Origin of the sequence: Pseudomonas sp. GR 6-02, assembly GCF_001655615.1 — a bacterium.
In the GTDB taxonomy this organism is placed as follows: domain Bacteria; phylum Pseudomonadota; class Gammaproteobacteria; order Pseudomonadales; family Pseudomonadaceae; genus Aquipseudomonas.
Map to the genome: position 1 here is coordinate 1,576,007 of NZ_CP011567.1, position 17,355 is coordinate 1,593,361.

21 protein-coding genes are annotated in these 17,355 nt (G+C 60.4%); 10 read left to right on the forward strand and 11 right to left on the reverse strand.

Translation table 11 applies throughout. The features are described from left to right. Positions 1-140: 140 nt before the first annotated feature. On the reverse strand, positions 141-866 hold the full coding sequence (locus PGR6_RS06800; RefSeq protein ID WP_218187809.1) for a 4'-phosphopantetheinyl transferase family protein: 726 nt from the start codon (positions 864-866) through the stop codon (positions 141-143). Positions 867-1,064: 198 nt separating this feature from the next. Further along, the gene (locus PGR6_RS06805) at positions 1,065-1,856 is read right to left on the reverse strand and encodes a dienelactone hydrolase family protein (protein ID WP_064616494.1); all 792 of its coding nucleotides are present in this window, start codon (positions 1,854-1,856) and stop codon (positions 1,065-1,067) included. A gap of 147 nt (positions 1,857-2,003) precedes the next feature. Here PGR6_RS06805 and PGR6_RS06810 point away from each other — a divergent pair, with 147 nt between their 5' ends. From PGR6_RS06810 to PGR6_RS06825, 4 genes are all read left to right on the forward strand, one after another. Next, on the forward strand, positions 2,004-2,606 hold the full coding sequence (locus PGR6_RS06810) for a hypothetical protein (protein WP_064616496.1): 603 nt from the start codon (positions 2,004-2,006) through the stop codon (positions 2,604-2,606). Between the two features lie 92 nt (positions 2,607-2,698). Further along, the gene (locus PGR6_RS06815; RefSeq protein ID WP_064616498.1) at positions 2,699-3,376 is read left to right on the forward strand and encodes a response regulator transcription factor; all 678 of its coding nucleotides are present in this window, start codon (positions 2,699-2,701) and stop codon (positions 3,374-3,376) included. Further along, positions 3,373-4,719, forward strand: coding sequence for an ATP-binding protein (locus PGR6_RS06820; protein WP_064616500.1), 1,347 nt, complete (start codon positions 3,373-3,375; stop codon positions 4,717-4,719). Before PGR6_RS06815 ends, PGR6_RS06820 begins: the two co-directional genes overlap by 4 nt. A 360-nt stretch (positions 4,720-5,079) precedes the next feature. Further along, the gene (locus tag PGR6_RS06825; RefSeq protein WP_007937528.1) at positions 5,080-5,439 is read left to right on the forward strand and encodes a DUF6124 family protein; all 360 of its coding nucleotides are present in this window, start codon (positions 5,080-5,082) and stop codon (positions 5,437-5,439) included. Positions 5,440-5,627: 188 nt separating this feature from the next. On the opposite strand, the gene PGR6_RS06830 is transcribed toward PGR6_RS06825, so the two are convergent. Then, positions 5,628-6,626: an AraC family transcriptional regulator gene (locus tag PGR6_RS06830; RefSeq protein ID WP_018926307.1), complete on the reverse strand. Its 999-nt coding sequence runs from the start codon at positions 6,624-6,626 to the stop codon at positions 5,628-5,630. 337 nt (positions 6,627-6,963) lie between these two features. Here PGR6_RS06830 and PGR6_RS06835 point away from each other — a divergent pair, with 337 nt between their 5' ends. Both PGR6_RS06835 and PGR6_RS06840 read left to right on the forward strand, forming a co-directional pair. Then, positions 6,964-8,298: a dicarboxylate/amino acid:cation symporter gene (locus PGR6_RS06835; RefSeq protein ID WP_018926306.1), complete on the forward strand. Its 1,335-nt coding sequence runs from the start codon at positions 6,964-6,966 to the stop codon at positions 8,296-8,298. Between the two features lie 144 nt (positions 8,299-8,442). Beyond that, entirely contained in the window at positions 8,443-9,624 is a 1,182-nt protein-coding gene (locus PGR6_RS06840; RefSeq protein ID WP_064616502.1) for a CaiB/BaiF CoA transferase family protein, read from the forward strand. A 24-nt stretch (positions 9,625-9,648) separates the two neighbouring features. Here the strand turns inward: PGR6_RS06840 and PGR6_RS06845 are convergent, their stop codons facing one another. Both PGR6_RS06845 and PGR6_RS06850 read right to left on the reverse strand, forming a co-directional pair. Next, positions 9,649-10,143 carry a SprT family zinc-dependent metalloprotease gene (locus PGR6_RS06845; protein WP_007937535.1) on the reverse strand — a complete coding sequence of 165 codons (495 nt, stop codon included), beginning with the start codon at positions 10,141-10,143 and terminating at the stop codon, positions 9,649-9,651. Positions 10,144-10,292: 149 nt separating this feature from the next. After that, positions 10,293-10,895 carry a Yip1 family protein gene (locus PGR6_RS06850; RefSeq protein WP_018926304.1) on the reverse strand — a complete coding sequence of 201 codons (603 nt, stop codon included), beginning with the start codon at positions 10,893-10,895 and terminating at the stop codon, positions 10,293-10,295. Between the two features lie 431 nt (positions 10,896-11,326). Here PGR6_RS06850 and ttcA point away from each other — a divergent pair, with 431 nt between their 5' ends. Then, entirely contained in the window at positions 11,327-12,151 is an 825-nt protein-coding gene (gene ttcA / locus PGR6_RS06855) for a tRNA 2-thiocytidine(32) synthetase TtcA (protein WP_007937538.1), read from the forward strand. A 67-nt stretch (positions 12,152-12,218) separates the two neighbouring features. Beyond that, the gene (locus PGR6_RS06860) at positions 12,219-12,893 is read left to right on the forward strand and encodes a DNA-3-methyladenine glycosylase I (protein ID WP_007937540.1); all 675 of its coding nucleotides are present in this window, start codon (positions 12,219-12,221) and stop codon (positions 12,891-12,893) included. Positions 12,894-12,944: 51 nt separating this feature from the next. Here the strand turns inward: PGR6_RS06860 and PGR6_RS06865 are convergent, their stop codons facing one another. The 3 genes from PGR6_RS06865 to arsC are packed head-to-tail and all read right to left on the reverse strand — an operon-like array spanning position 12,945 to position 14,318. Next, a complete protein-coding gene (locus tag PGR6_RS06865; RefSeq protein WP_064616505.1) occupies positions 12,945-13,370 on the reverse strand; it encodes a DUF2069 domain-containing protein in 426 nt (141 codons plus the stop codon). Beyond that, a complete protein-coding gene (wrbA, locus tag PGR6_RS06870) occupies positions 13,363-13,968 on the reverse strand; it encodes an NAD(P)H:quinone oxidoreductase (protein WP_064616507.1) in 606 nt (201 codons plus the stop codon). The genes PGR6_RS06865 and wrbA overlap by 8 nt, the downstream gene beginning before the upstream one ends. Further along, positions 13,965-14,318, reverse strand: coding sequence for an arsenate reductase (glutaredoxin) (arsC, locus tag PGR6_RS06875; protein ID WP_018926301.1), 354 nt, complete (start codon positions 14,316-14,318; stop codon positions 13,965-13,967). The genes wrbA and arsC overlap by 4 nt, the downstream gene beginning before the upstream one ends. Before the next feature lie 114 nt (positions 14,319-14,432). Between arsC and PGR6_RS06880 the strand changes: the two genes are divergently transcribed. Then, complete coding sequence (locus PGR6_RS06880) at positions 14,433-14,900, forward strand: TlpA family protein disulfide reductase (RefSeq protein ID WP_018926300.1); 468 nt, start codon at positions 14,433-14,435, stop codon at positions 14,898-14,900. A gap of 85 nt (positions 14,901-14,985) precedes the next feature. On the opposite strand, the gene PGR6_RS06885 is transcribed toward PGR6_RS06880, so the two are convergent. Together PGR6_RS06885 and PGR6_RS06890 are read right to left on the reverse strand one after the other, a co-directional pair. Next, the gene (locus PGR6_RS06885; protein WP_064616509.1) at positions 14,986-15,390 is read right to left on the reverse strand and encodes an META domain-containing protein; all 405 of its coding nucleotides are present in this window, start codon (positions 15,388-15,390) and stop codon (positions 14,986-14,988) included. Then, positions 15,390-15,824 (reverse strand): hypothetical protein, encoded by a 435-nt coding sequence (locus PGR6_RS06890; RefSeq protein ID WP_018926299.1) that lies wholly within the window; start codon positions 15,822-15,824, stop codon positions 15,390-15,392. The genes PGR6_RS06885 and PGR6_RS06890 overlap by 1 nt, the downstream gene beginning before the upstream one ends. A 134-nt stretch (positions 15,825-15,958) precedes the next feature. On the opposite strand from PGR6_RS06890, the gene PGR6_RS06895 reads away from it, so the two are divergent. Continuing rightward, positions 15,959-16,354 (forward strand): hypothetical protein, encoded by a 396-nt coding sequence (locus PGR6_RS06895; protein WP_064616511.1) that lies wholly within the window; start codon positions 15,959-15,961, stop codon positions 16,352-16,354. 5 nt (positions 16,355-16,359) lie between these two features. Here PGR6_RS06895 and PGR6_RS06900 read toward each other — a convergent pair whose 3' ends face one another. Further along, positions 16,360-17,349 carry a 2-hydroxyacid dehydrogenase gene (locus PGR6_RS06900; RefSeq protein WP_064616513.1) on the reverse strand — a complete coding sequence of 330 codons (990 nt, stop codon included), beginning with the start codon at positions 17,347-17,349 and terminating at the stop codon, positions 16,360-16,362. Between the last annotated feature and the right edge of the window lie 6 nt (positions 17,350-17,355).

Below are 17,355 nucleotides of genomic sequence, written 5' to 3' on the forward strand. Positions count from 1 at the left end.
TGGTGTCAGGGCAATCGCCTTCGCGGGCAAGCCTCGCTCCTACAGATCGGGGGGGGGGCGTTCACCCATTTCGTTATCGACACAAACCCCGTAGGAGCGAGGCTTGCCCGCGAAGAGGCCCTGACAGCCACTACAAACCCTCAGGCCTTGATACTGACCAGACTCAACAACTGCCCATCCATCACCGCAAACTGCGCGTCCAGTTCGGTGCCGCTGCGCCACTCACTGGACAGGTCGGTCAGCAACTGCAACCGCACTTCACCGCCCTCGCTCCACTCCAGCACTTCGGCGTGTTCGAAGTAGAAGCGCTTTTGGACGATCGGGTAGAGCGCCTTGAACAGGCTTTCCTTCACCGAAAACGTCAGCGTCACCACCATCGCCAACTGATCGCGAGCCCCGGCGGTCAAGCGCTGCAACTCAGGCCCGGTGAGAATCTCTCCGGCCAGGCGTTCGGCCCGTTCTGCGTCGAGCAGATTTTCCAGGTCCATTCCCAAGCCGCGCCAATGGGCCTTGTTCGCGACAATCGCCGCGGCCCGGCCGGTGCTGTGGGTGATCGAACCGGTGATATGCGCTGGCCACACCGGTGCGCGGTCTTCACCAATGGCCGGAATGAAGCTCAGCCCTTCCAGCTGTTGCAACGCGGCTCGAGCGCAAATCCGCCCGGCAAGAAACTCGGCCTGACGCTTGGCCACCGAACGCTGGATGCTCGCGGGCGGCTCGATGGCGCTGCGCTGGAAATCATCGCTGGCCAATTGCTTGGTATCGAAGTGAGTGCCCAGCAGGACCGTATCGGGCAGCACAAACGGCAGCGGCCAATGGGCGTCGAGCGGGGTGCAGCAGGCGGGTAGGGCGGGGACGGGATTCATGACGGGCATTTTGCCGTTTAGCTCAATGGCTGGGTAGTGGCAGCAGGGCTTTTGTGGCGAGGGGGCTTGCCCCCGTTCGGCTGCGAAGCAGTCGTAAACCCGGTCAACGTGGTGTGTCTGTCGACATGCGATTGCAGGTTTTGGGGCTGCTTCGCAGCCCAACGGGGGCAAGCCCCCTCGCCACAGAGGTCTATCTGATCAGCCAAAGATCTTCTTGAAAAACGCCTGCATGTCCGCCCACGACTTCTCATCGGCGGCCTTGTTGTAACCAATGTCCGGCCCGCCATGATCGCCATGGCTCAGACGATCCGCATCAGGGTTGCTGAAGCCATGCTTGGCGCCTTCGAGGCTGACAAATTTATAGTCGGCACCGGCCTTGTCCATTTCCGCCTTGAACGCCGTCACGTTTTCCGCTGTGACCATGCTGTCCAGGGCGCCATGCTCCACCAGGATTTTCGCTTTCACACTGCCAGGCACCGCCGGCGTATTGGTCGCCAGTGCACCGTGGAAACTCACCACGCCCGCCAGCGGCAATCCCTGGCGTGCGGCATTCAGCACCACTGCGCCACCGAAGCAATAGCCGATGGCCGCCAGTTTGGCCGGATCGGTCTGTGGCTGTTTCTTCAGCAAATCGAGCCCGGCCTGAAACCGCGCGCTGGCTGCTGCGCTGTCCTTTGTCGCGGCTTGCATGAACGCCATGGCGTCCTTGGGGTGTTCGGTGTTCTTGCCGTCGCCATACATGTCGATCGCCAGTGCGCTGTAGCCCAGACCCGCCAGATCGCGTGCGCGCCGCTTGGCGTAGTCGTTGAGCCCCCACCATTCATGTACCACCACCACACCCGGACGCGGACCTTTAATGGCGTCGTCGTAGGCGTAATAGCCAATCAGCTTGGTGCCATCGGCACTCTGATAGGGAATTTCCTGGGTCTTGATGGCGGCCTGGCTGACCCCGCTCACGGCCAGTAATACAAGGGCGAGCAACACACGCATGGCTGAATCTCCTTACAAACAAACGTCAAGAAAGCGTAGCCGATTTGATTCAGCTCAGGTTCAGAGTGCGTTCAGGGGCTGTACAGGGTGAGGTCAGTAACCTTGCCCCGTACCCAAAAAGCACATAGCGCATGAGGAAATTCCCCAATGACTACTTTGAAAAAGCTGCTGCTGGCTTTCACCGTGATGGGCGCCAGTGTTGCCGCCCACGCCGACACCACCAATTTTGCCGGGCTGACCTTTGGCCAGACCAGCGACAAGGTTAAAAAATCCAGTGCCCTGAACGACAACCTCAACCACCCGAACGCCGACGGTGTGATCGGCAAGGACAACACCTGGGGTTTGCGTGTGGGCCAGCAAGACAGCCAGGGCCGCTACTACGCCACTTACGACAACGTGTCGGGCTCGCATAATGGCATTAAACTGCGTCAGGAAAACCTGCTGGGCAGCTACGATCTGTTTTACCCAGTGGGTGGCAGCACCAAACTGTTCGGCGGTGCCACGGCCGGTTTGACCAAAATGACCCAGGAATCGCCAGGCTTCAGCCGCGACAGCGACATCGGTTACGCCATTGGCGGCCAGCTCGGCGTGTTGCAGCAAGTTACGCAAAACACCTCGGTCGAGCTGGGTTACCGTTACCTGCGTAGCAACGCCAGCACCGAGATGAGCGAGCGCGGCGGCAGCAAACAGGGGTCGCTGGACTTGACCAGCAGCGCCCAGACGTACTTGTCCGCCAACTACGCTTTCTAAACAGCGTTTGGTTGCCAGTCAGTTAAGCCTCGCAACCTGTGGGAGCAGGCTTGACTGACCTTTGGAGATGTTGATTTGCCCCGGAGAGCCTTATGAAATTGCTGGTTGTCGAAGATGAAGCGCTGTTGCGCCATCACCTGCAGACCCGTTTGACGGACAGCGGCCACGTGGTCGAGGCCGTGGCCAACGCCATCGATGCGTTGCATCAGGCCGAGCAGTTCAACCATGACCTGGCGGTGATCGACCTCGGTTTGCCGGGCATGGGCGGGCTCGACCTGATTCGTCAGCTGCGCTCCCAGGGCAAGACGTTTCCGATCCTGATCCTCACCGCGCGCGGCAACTGGCAAGACAAGGTCGAAGGCCTCGCCGCCGGTGCCGACGACTACGTGGTCAAGCCGTTCCAGTTCGAAGAGCTGGACGCCCGGCTCAATGCCTTGCTGCGTCGCTCCAGCGGTTTCACCCAGTCGACCATCGTCGCCGGTCCCTTGGTGCTGGATCTCAATCGCAAACAGGCGTCCCTCGATGACCAGCCGCTGGCGCTGACCGCCTACGAATACCGGATCCTCGAATACCTGATGCGCCATCACCAGCAAGTGGTGGCCAAGGACCGCTTGATGGAGCAACTCTATCCGGATGACGACGAGCGCGATCCGAATGTGATCGAAGTGCTGGTCGGCCGCTTGCGTCGCAAACTCGAAGGCCCGGCCGGGTTCAAGCCGATCGATACCGTGCGTGGCCTCGGCTACCTGTTCAATGAGCGCTGCACTTGATTCGTTCCCTTCGTGTCCGCTTGATGCTCGCCGCCACCACCCTGGCGGTGTTGTTCATGCTGGCGTTACTGCCGGCGATGCAGGGCGCGTTCAGCCTGGCGTTGCAGGACTCCATCGAGCAGCGCCTGGCGTCGGATGTCACCACGCTGATCTCCGCCGCGCGGGTGGATAACAACCGCTTGCAGATGCCGGCGCAGTTACCCGATGAGCGTTTCAACCTCACCGACAGCCGTTTGCTCGGCTACATCTATGACCGCGAAGGTCACCTGGTCTGGCGCTCGAGGGCCACCCAGGAAGAGAACATCAACTACAAGCCGCGTTACGACGGGCGCGGGAACGAGTTCGCGAGGATTCGCGAGGCCAATGGTGAAGAGTTTTTCGTCTATGACGTCGAGGTCAAGCTGCTCGGCGGCAAAAGCGCGGCGTTCAGCATCGTCGCGCTGCAACCGGTGCGCGAATACGAAGTCACCCTCGAAGGCCTGCGGGAAAACCTCTACCTGGGCTTCGGTGCCGCGTTACTGGTGTTGCTCGTCTTGCTCTGGGTCGGCCTGACCTGGGGCTTGCAGGCGTTGAGCCGGCTGAGCCAGGAGCTGGACCAGATCGAAAGCGGCACCCGCGAAAGCCTCAGCGAACAACACCCGCGCGAACTGCTGCGCCTGACCGGCTCGCTCAACCGTTTGCTGCACAGCGAGCGTGAACAGCGCAGCCGTTACCGCGACTCCCTCGACGACCTGGCCCACAGCCTGAAAACCCCGCTGGCGGTGTTGCAAGGGGTCAGCGAAGACATGGCGCAAAAGCCGCAAGAGCGCGATCAGGCCTGGGTGCTGCAAACCCAGATCGAACGCATGAGCCAGCAGATCAGCTATCAACTGCAACGGGCCAGCCTGCGCAAAAGTGGTCTGGTGCGCCATCAGGTACGCCTGCGCCCGGTGCTGCAAAGCCTCTGCGACACCCTGGACAAGGTCTACCGCGACAAACGCGTGCGGGTCGCCTTCGATCTGCCGGATCAGTGCTACGTGCCGATCGAGCAGGGCGCCTTGCTGGAAATGATGGGCAACCTGCTGGAAAACGCCTATCGCCTGTGCCTGAACGAAGTACGCATCAGCGTGCGCGAAACCCTCAGTAGCATTGAGCTTTGCATTGAAGACGATGGCCCCGGTGTACCACCGGACCAACGCGCACGGATTCTCGAGCGCGGCGAGCGGCTGGACCGCCAGCATCCGGGGCAGGGGATTGGCTTGGCGGTGGTCAAGGACATCATCGAAAGCTACAGCGCCAAGCTGACGCTGGGGGATTCGCCGATGGGCGGCGCGGCGTTCCGGATTCATTTTCCGGTGGTTTAACGATCGTTCCCACGCTCTGCGTGGGAACGATCAACAGGCGATGTTTAATAGACATTTCCAGACACTCACCCAACCTACATATCCTTGCGCCGCTGCCTACGACTACGCCAGAATCCGCCGGCTAGTGCGCCTGGGGCGTGGGCTATATCGTTTCCTTGTCGCTGACCAATCAGCGATCGGGTTTAGCAGCCCGGGTCATCTCTAGGCGTACAACGTTAGTCGTTCATATTATGGCGGCTTTGCGTGGGGCACTTCGGTGCGCCGGGTTCTAGAGTCCTGGTCTGCTAACCCGCGTACAGCCGCCACCTCTTTTTCGTTTAGCAGCGATATGTAGCGGCTCCATTACTCTAGGAGCGTCATATGTTCAAGATCACACCGAACCCACCGGAAACCGATCCAACATCCCCCTACGAATCCCTCGATTCCAAAAAACTCCACGAAGCCGCCGACCGCGCCCTCGACCACTACCTCAAACCACCCACTCCCAAAGACACCAAGCGCAAACCCAGCACCATTTACCATGTGGGTGCGAAGGTCGATAACGAAACACTGCTGGTCAACGCCTGCGAATCCCTGGCGTCAGCGAGCGTGATGCTCAGTGAATTCGCCGGGTTGATGGACATGCCCCATCGCAACATGATGTTGGGGATTCAATCGGTGGTCATGCTCGGGGAGTTGGCCGTCAACCGGGTGCTGGATAACCTCGATCCGCAAGGCTAACGAAAGTCTGTGGTGAGAGCACTTATTGTGGCGAGGGAGCTTGCTCCCGCTCGGCTGCGAAGCAGTCGCAAAACCTGAGTTTGCGGTGTGTCTGAAAAACCGTGATTGCCGGGTTTGGGGTCGCTTCGCAACCCAGCGGGAGCAAGCTCCCTCGCCACAACAGCATGGCTGCCTGCAAAGTTGTGAAATCAGTTCTCCTGCGCCCGATAGGCCCCCGGCGTCAAACCCGTCCACTTCTTGAACGCCCGATGAAACGCCGAAGGCTCTGAAAACCCCAACTGCTCGGCAATTTGTTGCAACGATAGATCCGCCCGCCCCAGGTGATAAATCGCGATGTCCCGGCGTAACTGATCCTTCAATTCCTGAAAACTCGTGCCTTCCTCACGCAAATGCCGACGCAAGGTTTGCGGGCTGATGTGCAGGTGCGCCGCCACTGCTTCCAGGTCCGGCCAGCGTGCACTGTCGCGGCTGAGCAAGCGCCGCAATTGGCTGCTCAGGCTGTCGCCTTCGTCGGGGCGTGACAGCAGGTCGGCGGGGGAGCGCTCGAGAAAGTGCTTGAGGGTTCGTTCGTCCTGCAACAGCGGCATGTTCAGGTAGCGGCTGTGGAACAGCAGGCTACTCTGAGTAGTATCGAACGTTAGCGGGCAGGAAAACAGCAAGTCGTATTCGGCCCCGTGCTCGGGCCTCGGGTAGCTGAATGTGGCGTGCTCCAGACGAATGCGCTGGCCGATCAGCCAGCTGCCGAACCGATGCCAGATCACCAGCAGGCTTTCGCTGAGGAAGTGGTCCGGGTCCCACAGCGGCGAATCGTCGAGGCTCAGGCGAATCATCTCGCCTTCGCGGCTCAAGGTCAGACGCGGCGCCCCGGGAAACAGGCTGTAAAACAACAGGCCGCGATTGAGTGCTTTCTCCAGCGTGCGGCAGTGGATCACCGCGTGGCACATCATCGCGAAGCTGCCGGGTTTGCTCGGGGCCTGCCCGAAGCCCAGGTATTCGTCGTCCAGGGCCAGCCACAATCCCTGGATCAACCGGGTGAACTGTTCCGGCGCGATTCGGGCGCGCGGTTCTTCAAGCAACTCGGGGCTGATCCCCAGTTGCTGCAGCAGGCTCGAATAGTCGTAGCCACGTCGGCGTGCGCCGCCGAGGGCGGCACGGGCGAAATGGCTGGCGATGGTGCGTTCACGCATGGGGCAGGTCCGTCCACTGAGCAATGGATGGTAGCGGTGCCCATCGACGATGAACAAGGCGGATATCCGCCAAATTGCAGGACGAGGTCAGGTGGGTTGGCGGAAATCCGCCACATGGTGGTAACTGGTTGGTGACCAAAAGAAACCTGTAACCCTTGATGTCAAAAGGCTCGCAGGCTTTTTGGCGAATGTGGCACGGGCCTTGCGATACAACCAGCAGATGCCTGCCGTTGCGCAGCTCGACAAAACAAATCCCTCCAGTGCAGGAGGGTTCGCAATTGAAGTGTCTTGGGCAACAGATGGATGTTGTCACCGGGCGCTCTTGAGGAACTTTGCAATGACGACTCGTCAGCCACTGTACAAATCCCTGTATTTCCAGGTGATCGTTGCCATCGCCATCGGCATCCTGCTCGGTCACTTCTACCCGCAGACCGGTGTAGCCCTCAAGCCGTTGGGTGACGGGTTCATCAAACTGATCAAAATGATCATCGCTCCCATCATTTTCTGCACCGTCGTCAGCGGTATCGCGGGCATGCAGAACATGAAGTCGGTCGGCAAGACCGGCGGTTACGCGCTGCTGTATTTCGAAATCGTTTCGACAATTGCACTGCTGGTCGGTCTGGTGGTGGTCAACATCGTGCAGCCGGGTAACGGCATGCACATCGATGTCACCACGCTGGATGCCTCCAAAATCGCAACCTACGTGGCTGCCGGTGCGGATCAAAGCGTCGTTGGCTTCCTGCTGAACGTGATCCCGACCACCATCTTCGGTGCGTTCGCCACGGGCGATATCCTGCAAGTGCTGATGTTCTCGGTGATCTTCGGTTTCGCCCTGCATCGCCTGGGTGCCTACGGCAAGCCGATCCTGGACTTCATCGATCGCTTCGCCCACGTGATGTTCAACATCATCAACATGATCATGAAGCTCGCGCCGCTCGGTGCCTTGGGTGCCATGGCGTTCACCATCGGTGCTTATGGCGTTGGCTCGCTGGTGCAACTCGGTCAATTGATGGCCTGCTTCTACATCACCTGCCTGCTGTTCATTCTGGTGGTGCTGGGTGGTATTGCTCGTGCTCACGGCTTCAGCGTTCTGAAAGTGATCCGCTACATCCGTGAAGAGCTGTTGATCGTGCTGGGTACTTCCTCTTCGGAGTCGGTACTGCCACGCATGCTGATCAAAATGGAGCGTCTGGGGGCGCAGAAATCCGTGGTAGGTCTGGTGATCCCGACCGGCTACTCGTTCAACCTCGACGGTACGGCGATCTACCTGACCATGGCGGCAGTGTTCATTGCTCAGGCCACCGACACCCACATGGACATCACTCACCAGATCACTCTGCTGGTGGTGTTGCTGCTGTCCTCCAAAGGCGCTGCTGGCGTGACCGGTAGTGGCTTCATCGTACTGGCCGCTACCTTGTCCGCTGTTGGCCACCTGCCGGTTGCCGGCCTGGCGCTGATCCTGGGTATCGACCGTTTCATGTCCGAAGCCCGCGCGTTGACCAACCTGATCGGTAACGCGGTTGCCACCATTGTTGTGGCCAAGTGGGTCAAGGAACTCGACACCGACGTGCTGCAATCCGAGCTGGCCTCGGGCGGTCGCGGCATTGCCGACGAGCCTAAAGATGATGTTTTGGGCCACGTCGAAGGGGCAACCCCGACGAACGCCAAGTAAGCCTTGTTGTAAATGAAAAACCCGCTTCGGCGGGTTTTTTGTTGCCTGCGATTTGAGCGTAACGGTCAGTGTCACTGGCACATAAGGTGATTGCTGCAATGTCCCGGGCTGCCTAGGCTTGGGGGACTGCACTGGAGAACGCTCATGCTCGGTCCACTGGCATCACTCAAGGTTCTGGATTTCTCGACATTGCTGCCGGGGCCGTTCGCCTCGTTGCTGTTGGCGGACATGGGCGCCGAGGTGCTGCGCATCGAATCGCCGACCCGCACGGATTTGCTGCGGGTGCTGCCGCCCCATGATCAGGGGGTGTCGGCCAGCCACGCCTACCTCAATCGCAACAAGCGCAGCCTGGCGCTGGACCTCAAGCAGCCCGAGGCGCTGGAAGTGATCAAGCAATTGCTTGCGGACTACGACATTGTGCTGGAGCAGTTCCGCCCTGGCGTGATGGAACGGCTGGGCCTGGGGTATGAAGCCTTGAAGGCGATCAATCCACGGTTGATTTATGTGTCGATCACCGGCTATGGCCAGACCGGCCCTTACAAGGACCGCGCCGGACACGACATCAACTACCTGGCGCTGGCGGGGCTTTCGAGCTACACCGGCCGCGCCGACAGCGGCCCGTTGCCGTTGGGTATGCAGGTGGCAGATGTCGCGGGCGGTTCGTTGCATGGGGTGATCGGGCTGCTGGCAGCGGTGATCGCGCGGCAGCAGACCGGGCAGGGACAGCATCTGGATGTGAGCATGACTGACTGCGCCTTCAGCCTGAACGCCATGGCCGGTGCCGGCTACCTGGCCTGCGGCGTTGAGCCGGGCAGGGAAGAGCAGATGCTCAACGGCGGCAGCTTCTACGATTACTACCGGTCGCGCGATGGCCGCTGGTTGTCGGTGGGCAGTCTGGAACCGGGGTTCATGCAGCAATTGTGCACGGTGCTCGGCCGTCCGGAACTGGCGGCCGAGGGACTGTCGTCCGACCCCGCCCGGCAACGGGCGCTCAAGGACGCGCTGAACATTGAATTCGAAAAACACGACTTTGCCTGGCTGTGTGAGCTGTTTGCCGGGGCCGATGCGTGTGTCGAGCCGGTGTTGAGCCTGGGCGAAGCGGTCGGGCATCCGCAGTTGCAGGCGCGGGAACTGGTGGCTGAGGTGCCGCGGGGCGATGGCTCGACCCAGGCGCAGATGGCCTGTCCGTTGAAGTTTTCAGCGGGGTTGCCTGAGCCACGGCACATCGGCGCCCGGCTGGGGCAGCATACGGATCAGGTGTTGGGGGAGTTGGGGTTTAGTGTTGAGCGGATTGAAGCGCTGCGGCGGGCCAAGGTAGTTATCTAGCGTCTGTCCCGGCCGAAGCTCAACTTATTCGACCCGCATTTCCCCGCTGAACACCAACGTACTGCGACAGCGCCGGCACAAATACCGCCGCCCCTGACGTACCAGGCTATGACGCTGGGCCGAAAACGGGAAATCGCTGTCGGCGCAGGGGCATTTGTAGATGTAGCGGGTCACGCTGCGACGTTTGACGTCATAGGTGTGGCAGCGATTGGGCGGCAGTTCGTAGACGCCGCGCATGATCAGTTGCCATTCTTCGCCATGGGGCTGGATGCGGTCGCCGAACAGTTGATGGGCGATCAGGTGCGCCACTTCATGCGCCACGGTCTGCTTGAGGAAGTCTTCGGTGTTTTCCCGGTACAGCTGCGGGTTGAAGCGCAGCAGGTTCTCGTGCAAATGCGCGACACCGGCTTTTTGCCCGCGCAGCTTGAGGCTCACCACGGGGCGTTTGAAAGGTCGTTTGAAAAAGGATTCGGCTTGCAGGAAACAGTCTTCGACGCGGGTATTGAGTTGCTCGGGCATGCTTGATGGATCTCCAAGGATGTCGAGTATGCCGCAACCCCGAGGGCTTGCGAATCGCTCAGGCGCCGAATGGTCGTTGCTCGCATTAGAAGGCCGCCTTGCGGCGGCCTGTAGTGGCGGAACGTGTTTTTTATGTTGGCGCTTGTTTGTCAGTTGGTATAGACCGGTCCCACGCCAAGGCCCCAGACAATCACGGTAAACGCCATGATGGCTACCAGCACCACCAGTCCTACGGCGAGCACCGAGCTCGAAAACAGGAAGCCTTCGTCCGATGGAATGTTCATGAACGTTGGTAGCCCTACATACAGCAGGTACACCGTGTAGCAGACAGCCGCGGTGCCAACGATCATCCCCAGCCACAAGTGCGGGTACAGCGCCGCCAGGCCGCCGACGAACAGTGGGGTGGCGGTGTACGTGGCGAATGCGATACAGCGCGCCAGGCTCGGGTTGGCGTCATAGGTACGGGCCATCCAGTGAATGAAGGCGCCCATCACCGCGACACCGCCGAGCATTGCCAGGTACGACATGATGGTCATCCATAGCGCGCTTTCCATAGTCAGCATGACCGGCGCTCGGTTACCGATGACCCAGCCGACTTGCGTAGTGCCGATAAACGCCGATATGGCAGGGATCGCCGCCAGAATCAGGGTGTGCGTCAGGTACATGTGGCTGATGCTTTCTTCCTCGTCGCCACGGATTTCTTTCCATTCCTGGTCAGGGTGGGTAAAGAGTCCCACTACGTGATGGATCATGCCAGTCACTCCTCTTGTTGTTGCCATCGCCCCCCAGCGGAGCGCTTACAGGCCAAAGTGGCCAGGTAAGAACAGGTCTGAATACGCGTGCGACCTTATGTCGCAGTATAGAAAGGAGTTACTTGCAATAGTGCGAGGGCTTTAGAGCAAATCGCGCTGTAAACAATCTTGTTAATCGCCGCAAGGTCTGTGCCGAATGGAACCTGTGGCGAGGGAGCTTGCTCCCGCTGGGGCGCGAAGCGGCCCCAAAACAGTCCACCCTGTTGTGTCAGGCAAACCGCGGCGGCAGGTTTTGCGACTGCTGCGCAGCCGAGCGGGAGCAAGCTCCCTCGCCACAGGGGTATGCTCAAGTCATATAAGTGCAGGCTTCGCCCCGCCAGGGTTTTTGCGTAAAATGCCGGCCTTTCGTCACACCTCACGGATTTCGCGTCATGGGCACTCTTACGGTCAACCAGAACAAACTGCAAAAGCGCCTGCGCCGCCAGGCCGGTGAGGCTGTTGCCGATTTCAACATGATTGAAGACGGCGACAAGGTCATGGTCTGCCTGTCCGGTGGCAAGGACAGCTACACCATGCTCGACGTGCTGATGCATTTGCAGAAAGTCGCCCCGATCAAGTTCGAGATCGTCGCCGTGAACATGGACCAGAAGCAGCCAGGCTTCCCCGAGCACGTGCTGCCGGCTTACCTCAAAGAACTGGGCATCGAGTACCACATCGTCGAGAAAGACACCTACTCGGTGGTCAAGGAGCTGATCCCGGAAGGCAAGACCACTTGCTCGCTGTGCTCGCGCCTGCGTCGCGGCACGCTATACACCTTTGCCGACGAAATCGGCGCGACCAAAATGGCCCTCGGTCACCATCGTGACGACATCGTCGAGACGTTCTTCCTGAACATGTTCTTCAACGGTTCGCTCAAGGCCATGCCGCCAAAGCTGCGCGCCGACGACGGGCGCAACGTGGTGATTCGCCCGCTGGCCTACTGCAACGAAAAAGACATCCAGGCCTACTCGGACCTCAAGCAATTCCCGATCATCCCGTGCAATCTCTGCGGCTCCCAGGAAAACCTGCAACGCCAGGTGGTTAAAGAGATGCTGCAGGAGTGGGAACGCAAGACCCCGGGCCGCACCGAGAGCATTTTCCGCAGCCTGCAGAACGTGATCCCGTCGCAACTGGCGGACCGCAACCTGTTCGACTTCACCAACCTGCGTATCGACGAAAGCGCCGCATCGCGGTTCGTCAACGTAGTGAACCTCTGACGGTTCAAGTCACTCAGACACACGGCGCTCGCGGGCGCCGTTTTCATTTCATCCCGTAGGAGAGGGCATGCGCGATTACAAGTGGCTGCACGAATACTGTCTGAACCGCTTCGGTTCGGCGGCTGAACTGGAAGCCCATCTGCCGGTTCCCAAGACCCCGGCGCAATTGCGCAAGATCAGCGACGACCGCTACCTCTCGACCATGGCATTGCGGGTATTCCGTGCCGGGCTCAAGCACAGCCTGGTGGATGCCAAGTGGCCGGCGTTCGAAGAAGTGTTCTTCAAGTTCGACCCGGAAAAAGTCGTGCTGATGAGCGCCGAACATCTGGAGCGCTTGATGCAGGACGCGCGAATTATCCGCCACCTGGGCAAGCTCAAGAGTGTGCCGCGCAATGCGCAGTTCATTCTGGACGTGGCCCATGAGAAGGGTAGTTTCGGTGCGTTGATCGCCGACTGGCCGGTAACCGATATCGTCGGCTTGTGGACCTACCTGAAAAAACACGGCCATCAGTTGGGCGGGTTATCGGCGCCGCGATTCTTGCGGATGGTCGGCAAGGACACCTTCGTGCCGAGCTACGACGTGGTGGCAGCGCTGAATGCACAGCAGATCATCGACAAGGTGCCGAGCAGTTTGCGCGACCTGGCCACGGTGCAGAATGCGTTCAACCAATGGCACGAAGAGAGTGGTGGACGGCCGATGAGCCAGATTTCGATGATGCTGGCGTATACCGTTAACCACTGACGAAGATGATCATTCCCACGCAGAGCGTGGGAATGATCACGGTGGGGGCCGTCAGGCGACGGAAATCTCGCCTTCCCCCGCCAACTTGCGGTTCAACTGGTACCGCCACCGCACATACAGCATCGCCGAGCAGAACACCGCCAGGCTCGCGCCCATCTCCAGCAAACCGAACAGCTGCCGGTTCGGGTCATAGGCGGCCAATGCGCCCTTGATGAAATACAGATTCACCACAAAACACATCCACGAATGCCCACGGGCACTGCCGACGATCATTCCCGGTGCCAGCAACAGCAGCGGCACCAGTTCGATCAGCAGAATCACCCACGGCCGCGCGCCATGCAGGTCGGCGAACACCAGGTAGTAGGCGCAAAGCAGCCCCGCCAGGCCGAAAAAGCACAGCAGGCTGATGACGCGCATCGCCCGTACACGCGGTTCGAGCCATTCGATGGCGGGCAACACCTTAGGCTTCTTAGCCACGATGGCTCTCCAGTTTCTGCGCAGTCTTCGCCAGGCGCAGGCCCAAGGCACGGCACAATGCGACTTCATGTTCGTTCAAACCGCTTTTGCCATCGACCCCGGCGTGATGACTGGCGCCGTAAGGCGTGCCGCCGCCACGGGTTTCCAACAGCGCCGATTCACTGTAAGGCAGGCCGGTGATCAACATGCCGTGGTGCAGCAACGGCAGCATCATCGACAGCAGTGTGGTTTCCTGGCCGCCGTGCAGGCTGGCGGTCGAGGTGAAGACTCCGGCCGGTTTGCCCACCAGGGCGCCGGTCAGCCACAGGTTGCTGGTGCCGTCGAGGAAGTATTTCAGCGGTGCGGCCATGTTGCCGAAGCGGGTCGGGCTGCCCAGGGCCAGGCCGGCGCAGTTCTTCAAATCGTCGAGGCTGGCGTACAGCGCGCCTTCATCGGGAATGTCCGGCGCCACGGCTTCGCATTCAGTGGAGATCGCCGGCACCGTGCGCAACCTGGCTTCAAGGCCGGCCTGCTCGACACCGCGGGCAATCTGCCGGGCCATTTCATTGGTCGAGCCGCTGCGGCTGTAATACAGCACCAGAATGTACGGCGCGCTCACGGCAGCAACTCCAGTACATTCTCCGGCGGACGGCCGATGATGGCTTTGTCGCCGACTTCGAGAATCGGCCGCTCCATGAGTTTCGGGTGTGCGGCGATGGCGGCGATCAATTGCGCTTCGCTCAAGCTGCTGTCGGCCAGGTTGAGGGTTTTGTACTCGTCCTCGCCGGTGCGCAGCAATTGCCGGGCGCTGATGCCGAGTTTGCTCAACAGGCTCTGGATTTGCGCGGCGTCCAGTGGTGTTTCCAGGTAGCGGACGACCGTTGGCGTCAGGCCACGGGCTTCGATGAGTTCGAGCGCACCGCGGGATTTCGAGCAGCGCGGGTTGTGATAAAGCGTCAGATCGGTCATGTGCGGGTCGCTTCTTGCGTAAAGTGGCGGCTATTCTAACTGTGCGGCGCGTAATCCAGAACCTTGGGAGGCGATGGGTCGCAGGTGCATTCTATTTTTGACAAGGATTGAGACATGACAAGGCGACTGGCAGCAGCATTGGCGATCATGGGGGCGTTATTGCTGGGGGGCTGTGGCAACGACTATGGCATCGACCAGAATGGTCACAAGGTCGCCGCCGAGCGTCTGGATAAACAATGGCTGGTGCTCAATTACTGGGCCGAGTGGTGCAGCCCGTGCCGGACCGAAATCCCACAGCTGAATGTGTTGGCCGAGCAGCTCCAGGGCAAGAAGATCGGCGTGTTCGGGGTCAACTTCGACAATGTGCAGGGCGAAGAGCTCAAAGGCGCCAGTGAGAAACTGGGGATCAAGTTCACCGTGCTGGCCCAGGATCCGGCCGACCTTTTCGAATTGCCGCGCAGTGAGGCGCTGCCAGTGACTTACATCATTGATAACAAGGGCAAGGTGCGGGAACAGTTGATGGGCGAGCAGACGGCGGCGGGGGTGATGGCGAAGCTTGAGGCGTTGCAGGCGACCAACTGACCGAGCACCGCCTGTGGCGAGGGAGCTTTGTGGCGAGGGGGCTTGCCCCCTCGCCACAAGTCACTTGGCTACAAACGAGGGGCAATCACCCCTCTTCAAGCCACCAACGCAATGGCTTGCCTTCGGCCGGCCAGAAGCGCATCTGGTCAATCGGTGAGACGTCCCAGCGCTGGATGTTTTCCAGCGCCTGCAGGAAGCGTTTTTCCTGTTCCATCAACGCCGGCGCGCAGAGTTTGCGGGTACTGCCGATCTTGCCGAAGCTGAGCTTTTCACCTTCCAGGGAATACGGCGCGAACCAGTGGTTGCAGCCGCCGTTACCGTAGGCCCGACCATCGTCACCGAGCGTGATGGTCAGGTGGCTGTAGTCCATCAGCGGACGTTCGCCGATCCACTCCAGAATGTAACTGCGGTTCTGTTGCAACTTTACCGGCTCGGCGGCGCAGCCCAGCAGGCTGGCACCGACCATCGTGGTCAGAGCAAGGCGTTTCATCACGCAGGCTCCTGGCACTTCGGGCACAGGTGTTTTTCGCCGGCTGCGGTCCACCCCAGCTCGGCAATCCGTGCGGTGGCGGCCGGTTTTTCAGCCTTGTTGCCCAGCTTGGCGTCGACCGCGAACTCGAAGCTCAGCTCTTTGGCGCAGCTGTCGCAGTTGACTTTCCAGGTGTGGATCGCCAGTTCGCCGAACACCGGACCACTGGCCACCGCGACCCATTGGCCGGGCGGGTTGATCAGGTGGCGAACCGTTTCGACGGTCAGGCGCATGGACAAGTCCTTGCTGCCTTTGAGGGTCACTACCAGCACGTCGTTATTGCGAATCGAACCGCCGTTGCCGGTGACTTGATAACGCCCCGGCACCAGGGCGCGGCATTCGGTGAGGGTGTGTTGCGGGTTCATCAGGCTGTAGCGGAAATCGTGTTCGACCATGGGTCCTCCAAATATGCGCGATATGCTAGCACGGGCATCAGCACAGCATGGCGTGGGCATGTGACCTTCGATCAGGTTCAAATTGCCTGCTAATCCATGGCAAACTGCCACTTTTGCATCTCTAAGGAACAGAAATGGCGTTGATCGAATGTTACGAGTGCAAGCAACGCATCAGCTCCACGGCGCCTGCTTGCATTCATTGCGGTGCGCCTGCGGCAACGGTGCACGCGGCTACTTCGACGGCAGCGCCTGTGGAAGCACCGCTTTCTTTCGGGCGTTTGCCGAGCAATGAGAGTGTGCCTCGGGTGACCCCGGCCGCCTTCGGGCGTAAACGAAAAACCGAAATCCAGGCTGAGGTCCCGGCACCGGTGCTCAATGGACCGCGTCCGGTGGAACTCTGGCTGAAACTGATGATTTTCTTTCTGCCGCCGTTTTTTGTCTGGTTCCTGCTGCGTCGCGGGCATTCGCTGGGGCAGCGCTTGCTGGGCTTCGGCTGGCTGGGCCTGATGATCCTCTTGTCCAAGGCCTGAGCCGTTCAGCGCTCGACCTGATTGTGTGGCGAACCGGCCACCCAGGCCGCGATGTTCTGCAATGTGGTCGCGGCAATCGCACCCAGGGCTTCGCGAGTGAGGAAGGCCTGGTGTGCGGTGATGATCACGTTCGGAAAGGTCAGCAGGCGCGCCAGCACATCGTCTTGCAGTGGCAGGTCGGAGCGGTCCTCGAAGAACAACTGCGCCTCCTCTTCATAGACATCGAGTCCCAGATAGCCCAATTGGCCGTTTTTCAATGCGTCGATCAGCGCCGGCGTGTCCACCAGACCGCCACGCCCGGTGTTGATCAACATCGCGCCGGGCTGCATGTGCGCCAGTGACTCGCGGTTGATCAAATGTTTGCTCTGCTCGTTGAGCGGGCAATGCAGGCTGATGATCTGAGACTCGGCCAGCAGTTGCGGCAAGCTCAGGTAGCGCGCGCCGAGGGCTTCGACCTGTGGGTTCGGATAGGGGTCATAGGCCAGCAATTGGCAGCCGAAGCCGTGCATGATCTTCGCAAAGGTCGCGCCGATCTGCCCGGTGCCGACCACGCCGACGGTCTTGTTCACCAGGTCGAAGCCGGTCAACCCGTGCAGGCTGAAATCGCCCTCGCGGGTACGGTTGTAGGCGCGGTGCAGACGGCGGTTGAGCGCCAGGATCAACGCCACCGCGTGTTCGGCCACGGCGTGGGGCGAGTACGCCGGGACCCGCACAACCGTCAGCCCCAGGTGCTTCGCCGCCGGGAGGTCGACATGGTTGTAACCGGCCGAGCGCAGGGCGATCAGGCGTGTGCCGCCCGCTGCCAGGCGTTCAAGCACCGGGGCGCTGAGGTCATCGTTGATGAAGGCGCAGACCACCTCGTGATGCTCGGCCAGCGCCGCCGTGTCGAGGCTCAGTCGTGCCGGCTGGAAATGCAGTTCGATGCCGGCGGGCAGGCCGGCGGCGAGAAAACTCTCGCGGTCGTAGGTCTGGCTGCTGAAAAGAATCGTGCGCATGCTGTC

What these genes read in the sequence shown, in the direction of transcription:
- PGR6_RS06800 (WP_218187809.1), bottom strand. Translation starts at nt 866, where the DNA reads ATGAATCCCGTCCCCGCCCTACCCGCCTGCTGCACCCCGCTCGACGCC.
- PGR6_RS06805 (WP_064616494.1), bottom strand. Translation starts at nt 1,856, where the DNA reads ATGCGTGTGTTGCTCGCCCTTGTATTACTGGCCGTGAGCGGGGTCAGC.
- PGR6_RS06810 (WP_064616496.1), top strand. Translation starts at nt 2,004, where the DNA reads ATGACTACTTTGAAAAAGCTGCTGCTGGCTTTCACCGTGATGGGCGCC.
- PGR6_RS06815 (WP_064616498.1), top strand. Translation starts at nt 2,699, where the DNA reads ATGAAATTGCTGGTTGTCGAAGATGAAGCGCTGTTGCGCCATCACCTG.
- PGR6_RS06825 (WP_007937528.1), top strand. Translation starts at nt 5,080, where the DNA reads ATGTTCAAGATCACACCGAACCCACCGGAAACCGATCCAACATCCCCC.
- PGR6_RS06830 (WP_018926307.1), bottom strand. Translation starts at nt 6,626, where the DNA reads ATGCGTGAACGCACCATCGCCAGCCATTTCGCCCGTGCCGCCCTCGGC.
- PGR6_RS06835 (WP_018926306.1), top strand. Translation starts at nt 6,964, where the DNA reads ATGACGACTCGTCAGCCACTGTACAAATCCCTGTATTTCCAGGTGATC.
- PGR6_RS06840 (WP_064616502.1), top strand. Translation starts at nt 8,443, where the DNA reads ATGCTCGGTCCACTGGCATCACTCAAGGTTCTGGATTTCTCGACATTG.
- PGR6_RS06845 (WP_007937535.1), bottom strand. Translation starts at nt 10,143, where the DNA reads ATGCCCGAGCAACTCAATACCCGCGTCGAAGACTGTTTCCTGCAAGCC.
- PGR6_RS06850 (WP_018926304.1), bottom strand. Translation starts at nt 10,895, where the DNA reads ATGATCCATCACGTAGTGGGACTCTTTACCCACCCTGACCAGGAATGG.
- ttcA (WP_007937538.1), top strand. Translation starts at nt 11,327, where the DNA reads ATGGGCACTCTTACGGTCAACCAGAACAAACTGCAAAAGCGCCTGCGC.
- PGR6_RS06860 (WP_007937540.1), top strand. Translation starts at nt 12,219, where the DNA reads ATGCGCGATTACAAGTGGCTGCACGAATACTGTCTGAACCGCTTCGGT.
- arsC (WP_018926301.1), bottom strand. Translation starts at nt 14,318, where the DNA reads ATGACCGATCTGACGCTTTATCACAACCCGCGCTGCTCGAAATCCCGC.
- PGR6_RS06880 (WP_018926300.1), top strand. Translation starts at nt 14,433, where the DNA reads ATGACAAGGCGACTGGCAGCAGCATTGGCGATCATGGGGGCGTTATTG.
- PGR6_RS06885 (WP_064616509.1), bottom strand. Translation starts at nt 15,390, where the DNA reads ATGAAACGCCTTGCTCTGACCACGATGGTCGGTGCCAGCCTGCTGGGC.
- PGR6_RS06890 (WP_018926299.1), bottom strand. Translation starts at nt 15,824, where the DNA reads ATGGTCGAACACGATTTCCGCTACAGCCTGATGAACCCGCAACACACC.
- PGR6_RS06895 (WP_064616511.1), top strand. Translation starts at nt 15,959, where the DNA reads ATGGCGTTGATCGAATGTTACGAGTGCAAGCAACGCATCAGCTCCACG.
- PGR6_RS06900 (WP_064616513.1), bottom strand. Translation starts at nt 17,349, where the DNA reads ATGCGCACGATTCTTTTCAGCAGCCAGACCTACGACCGCGAGAGTTTT.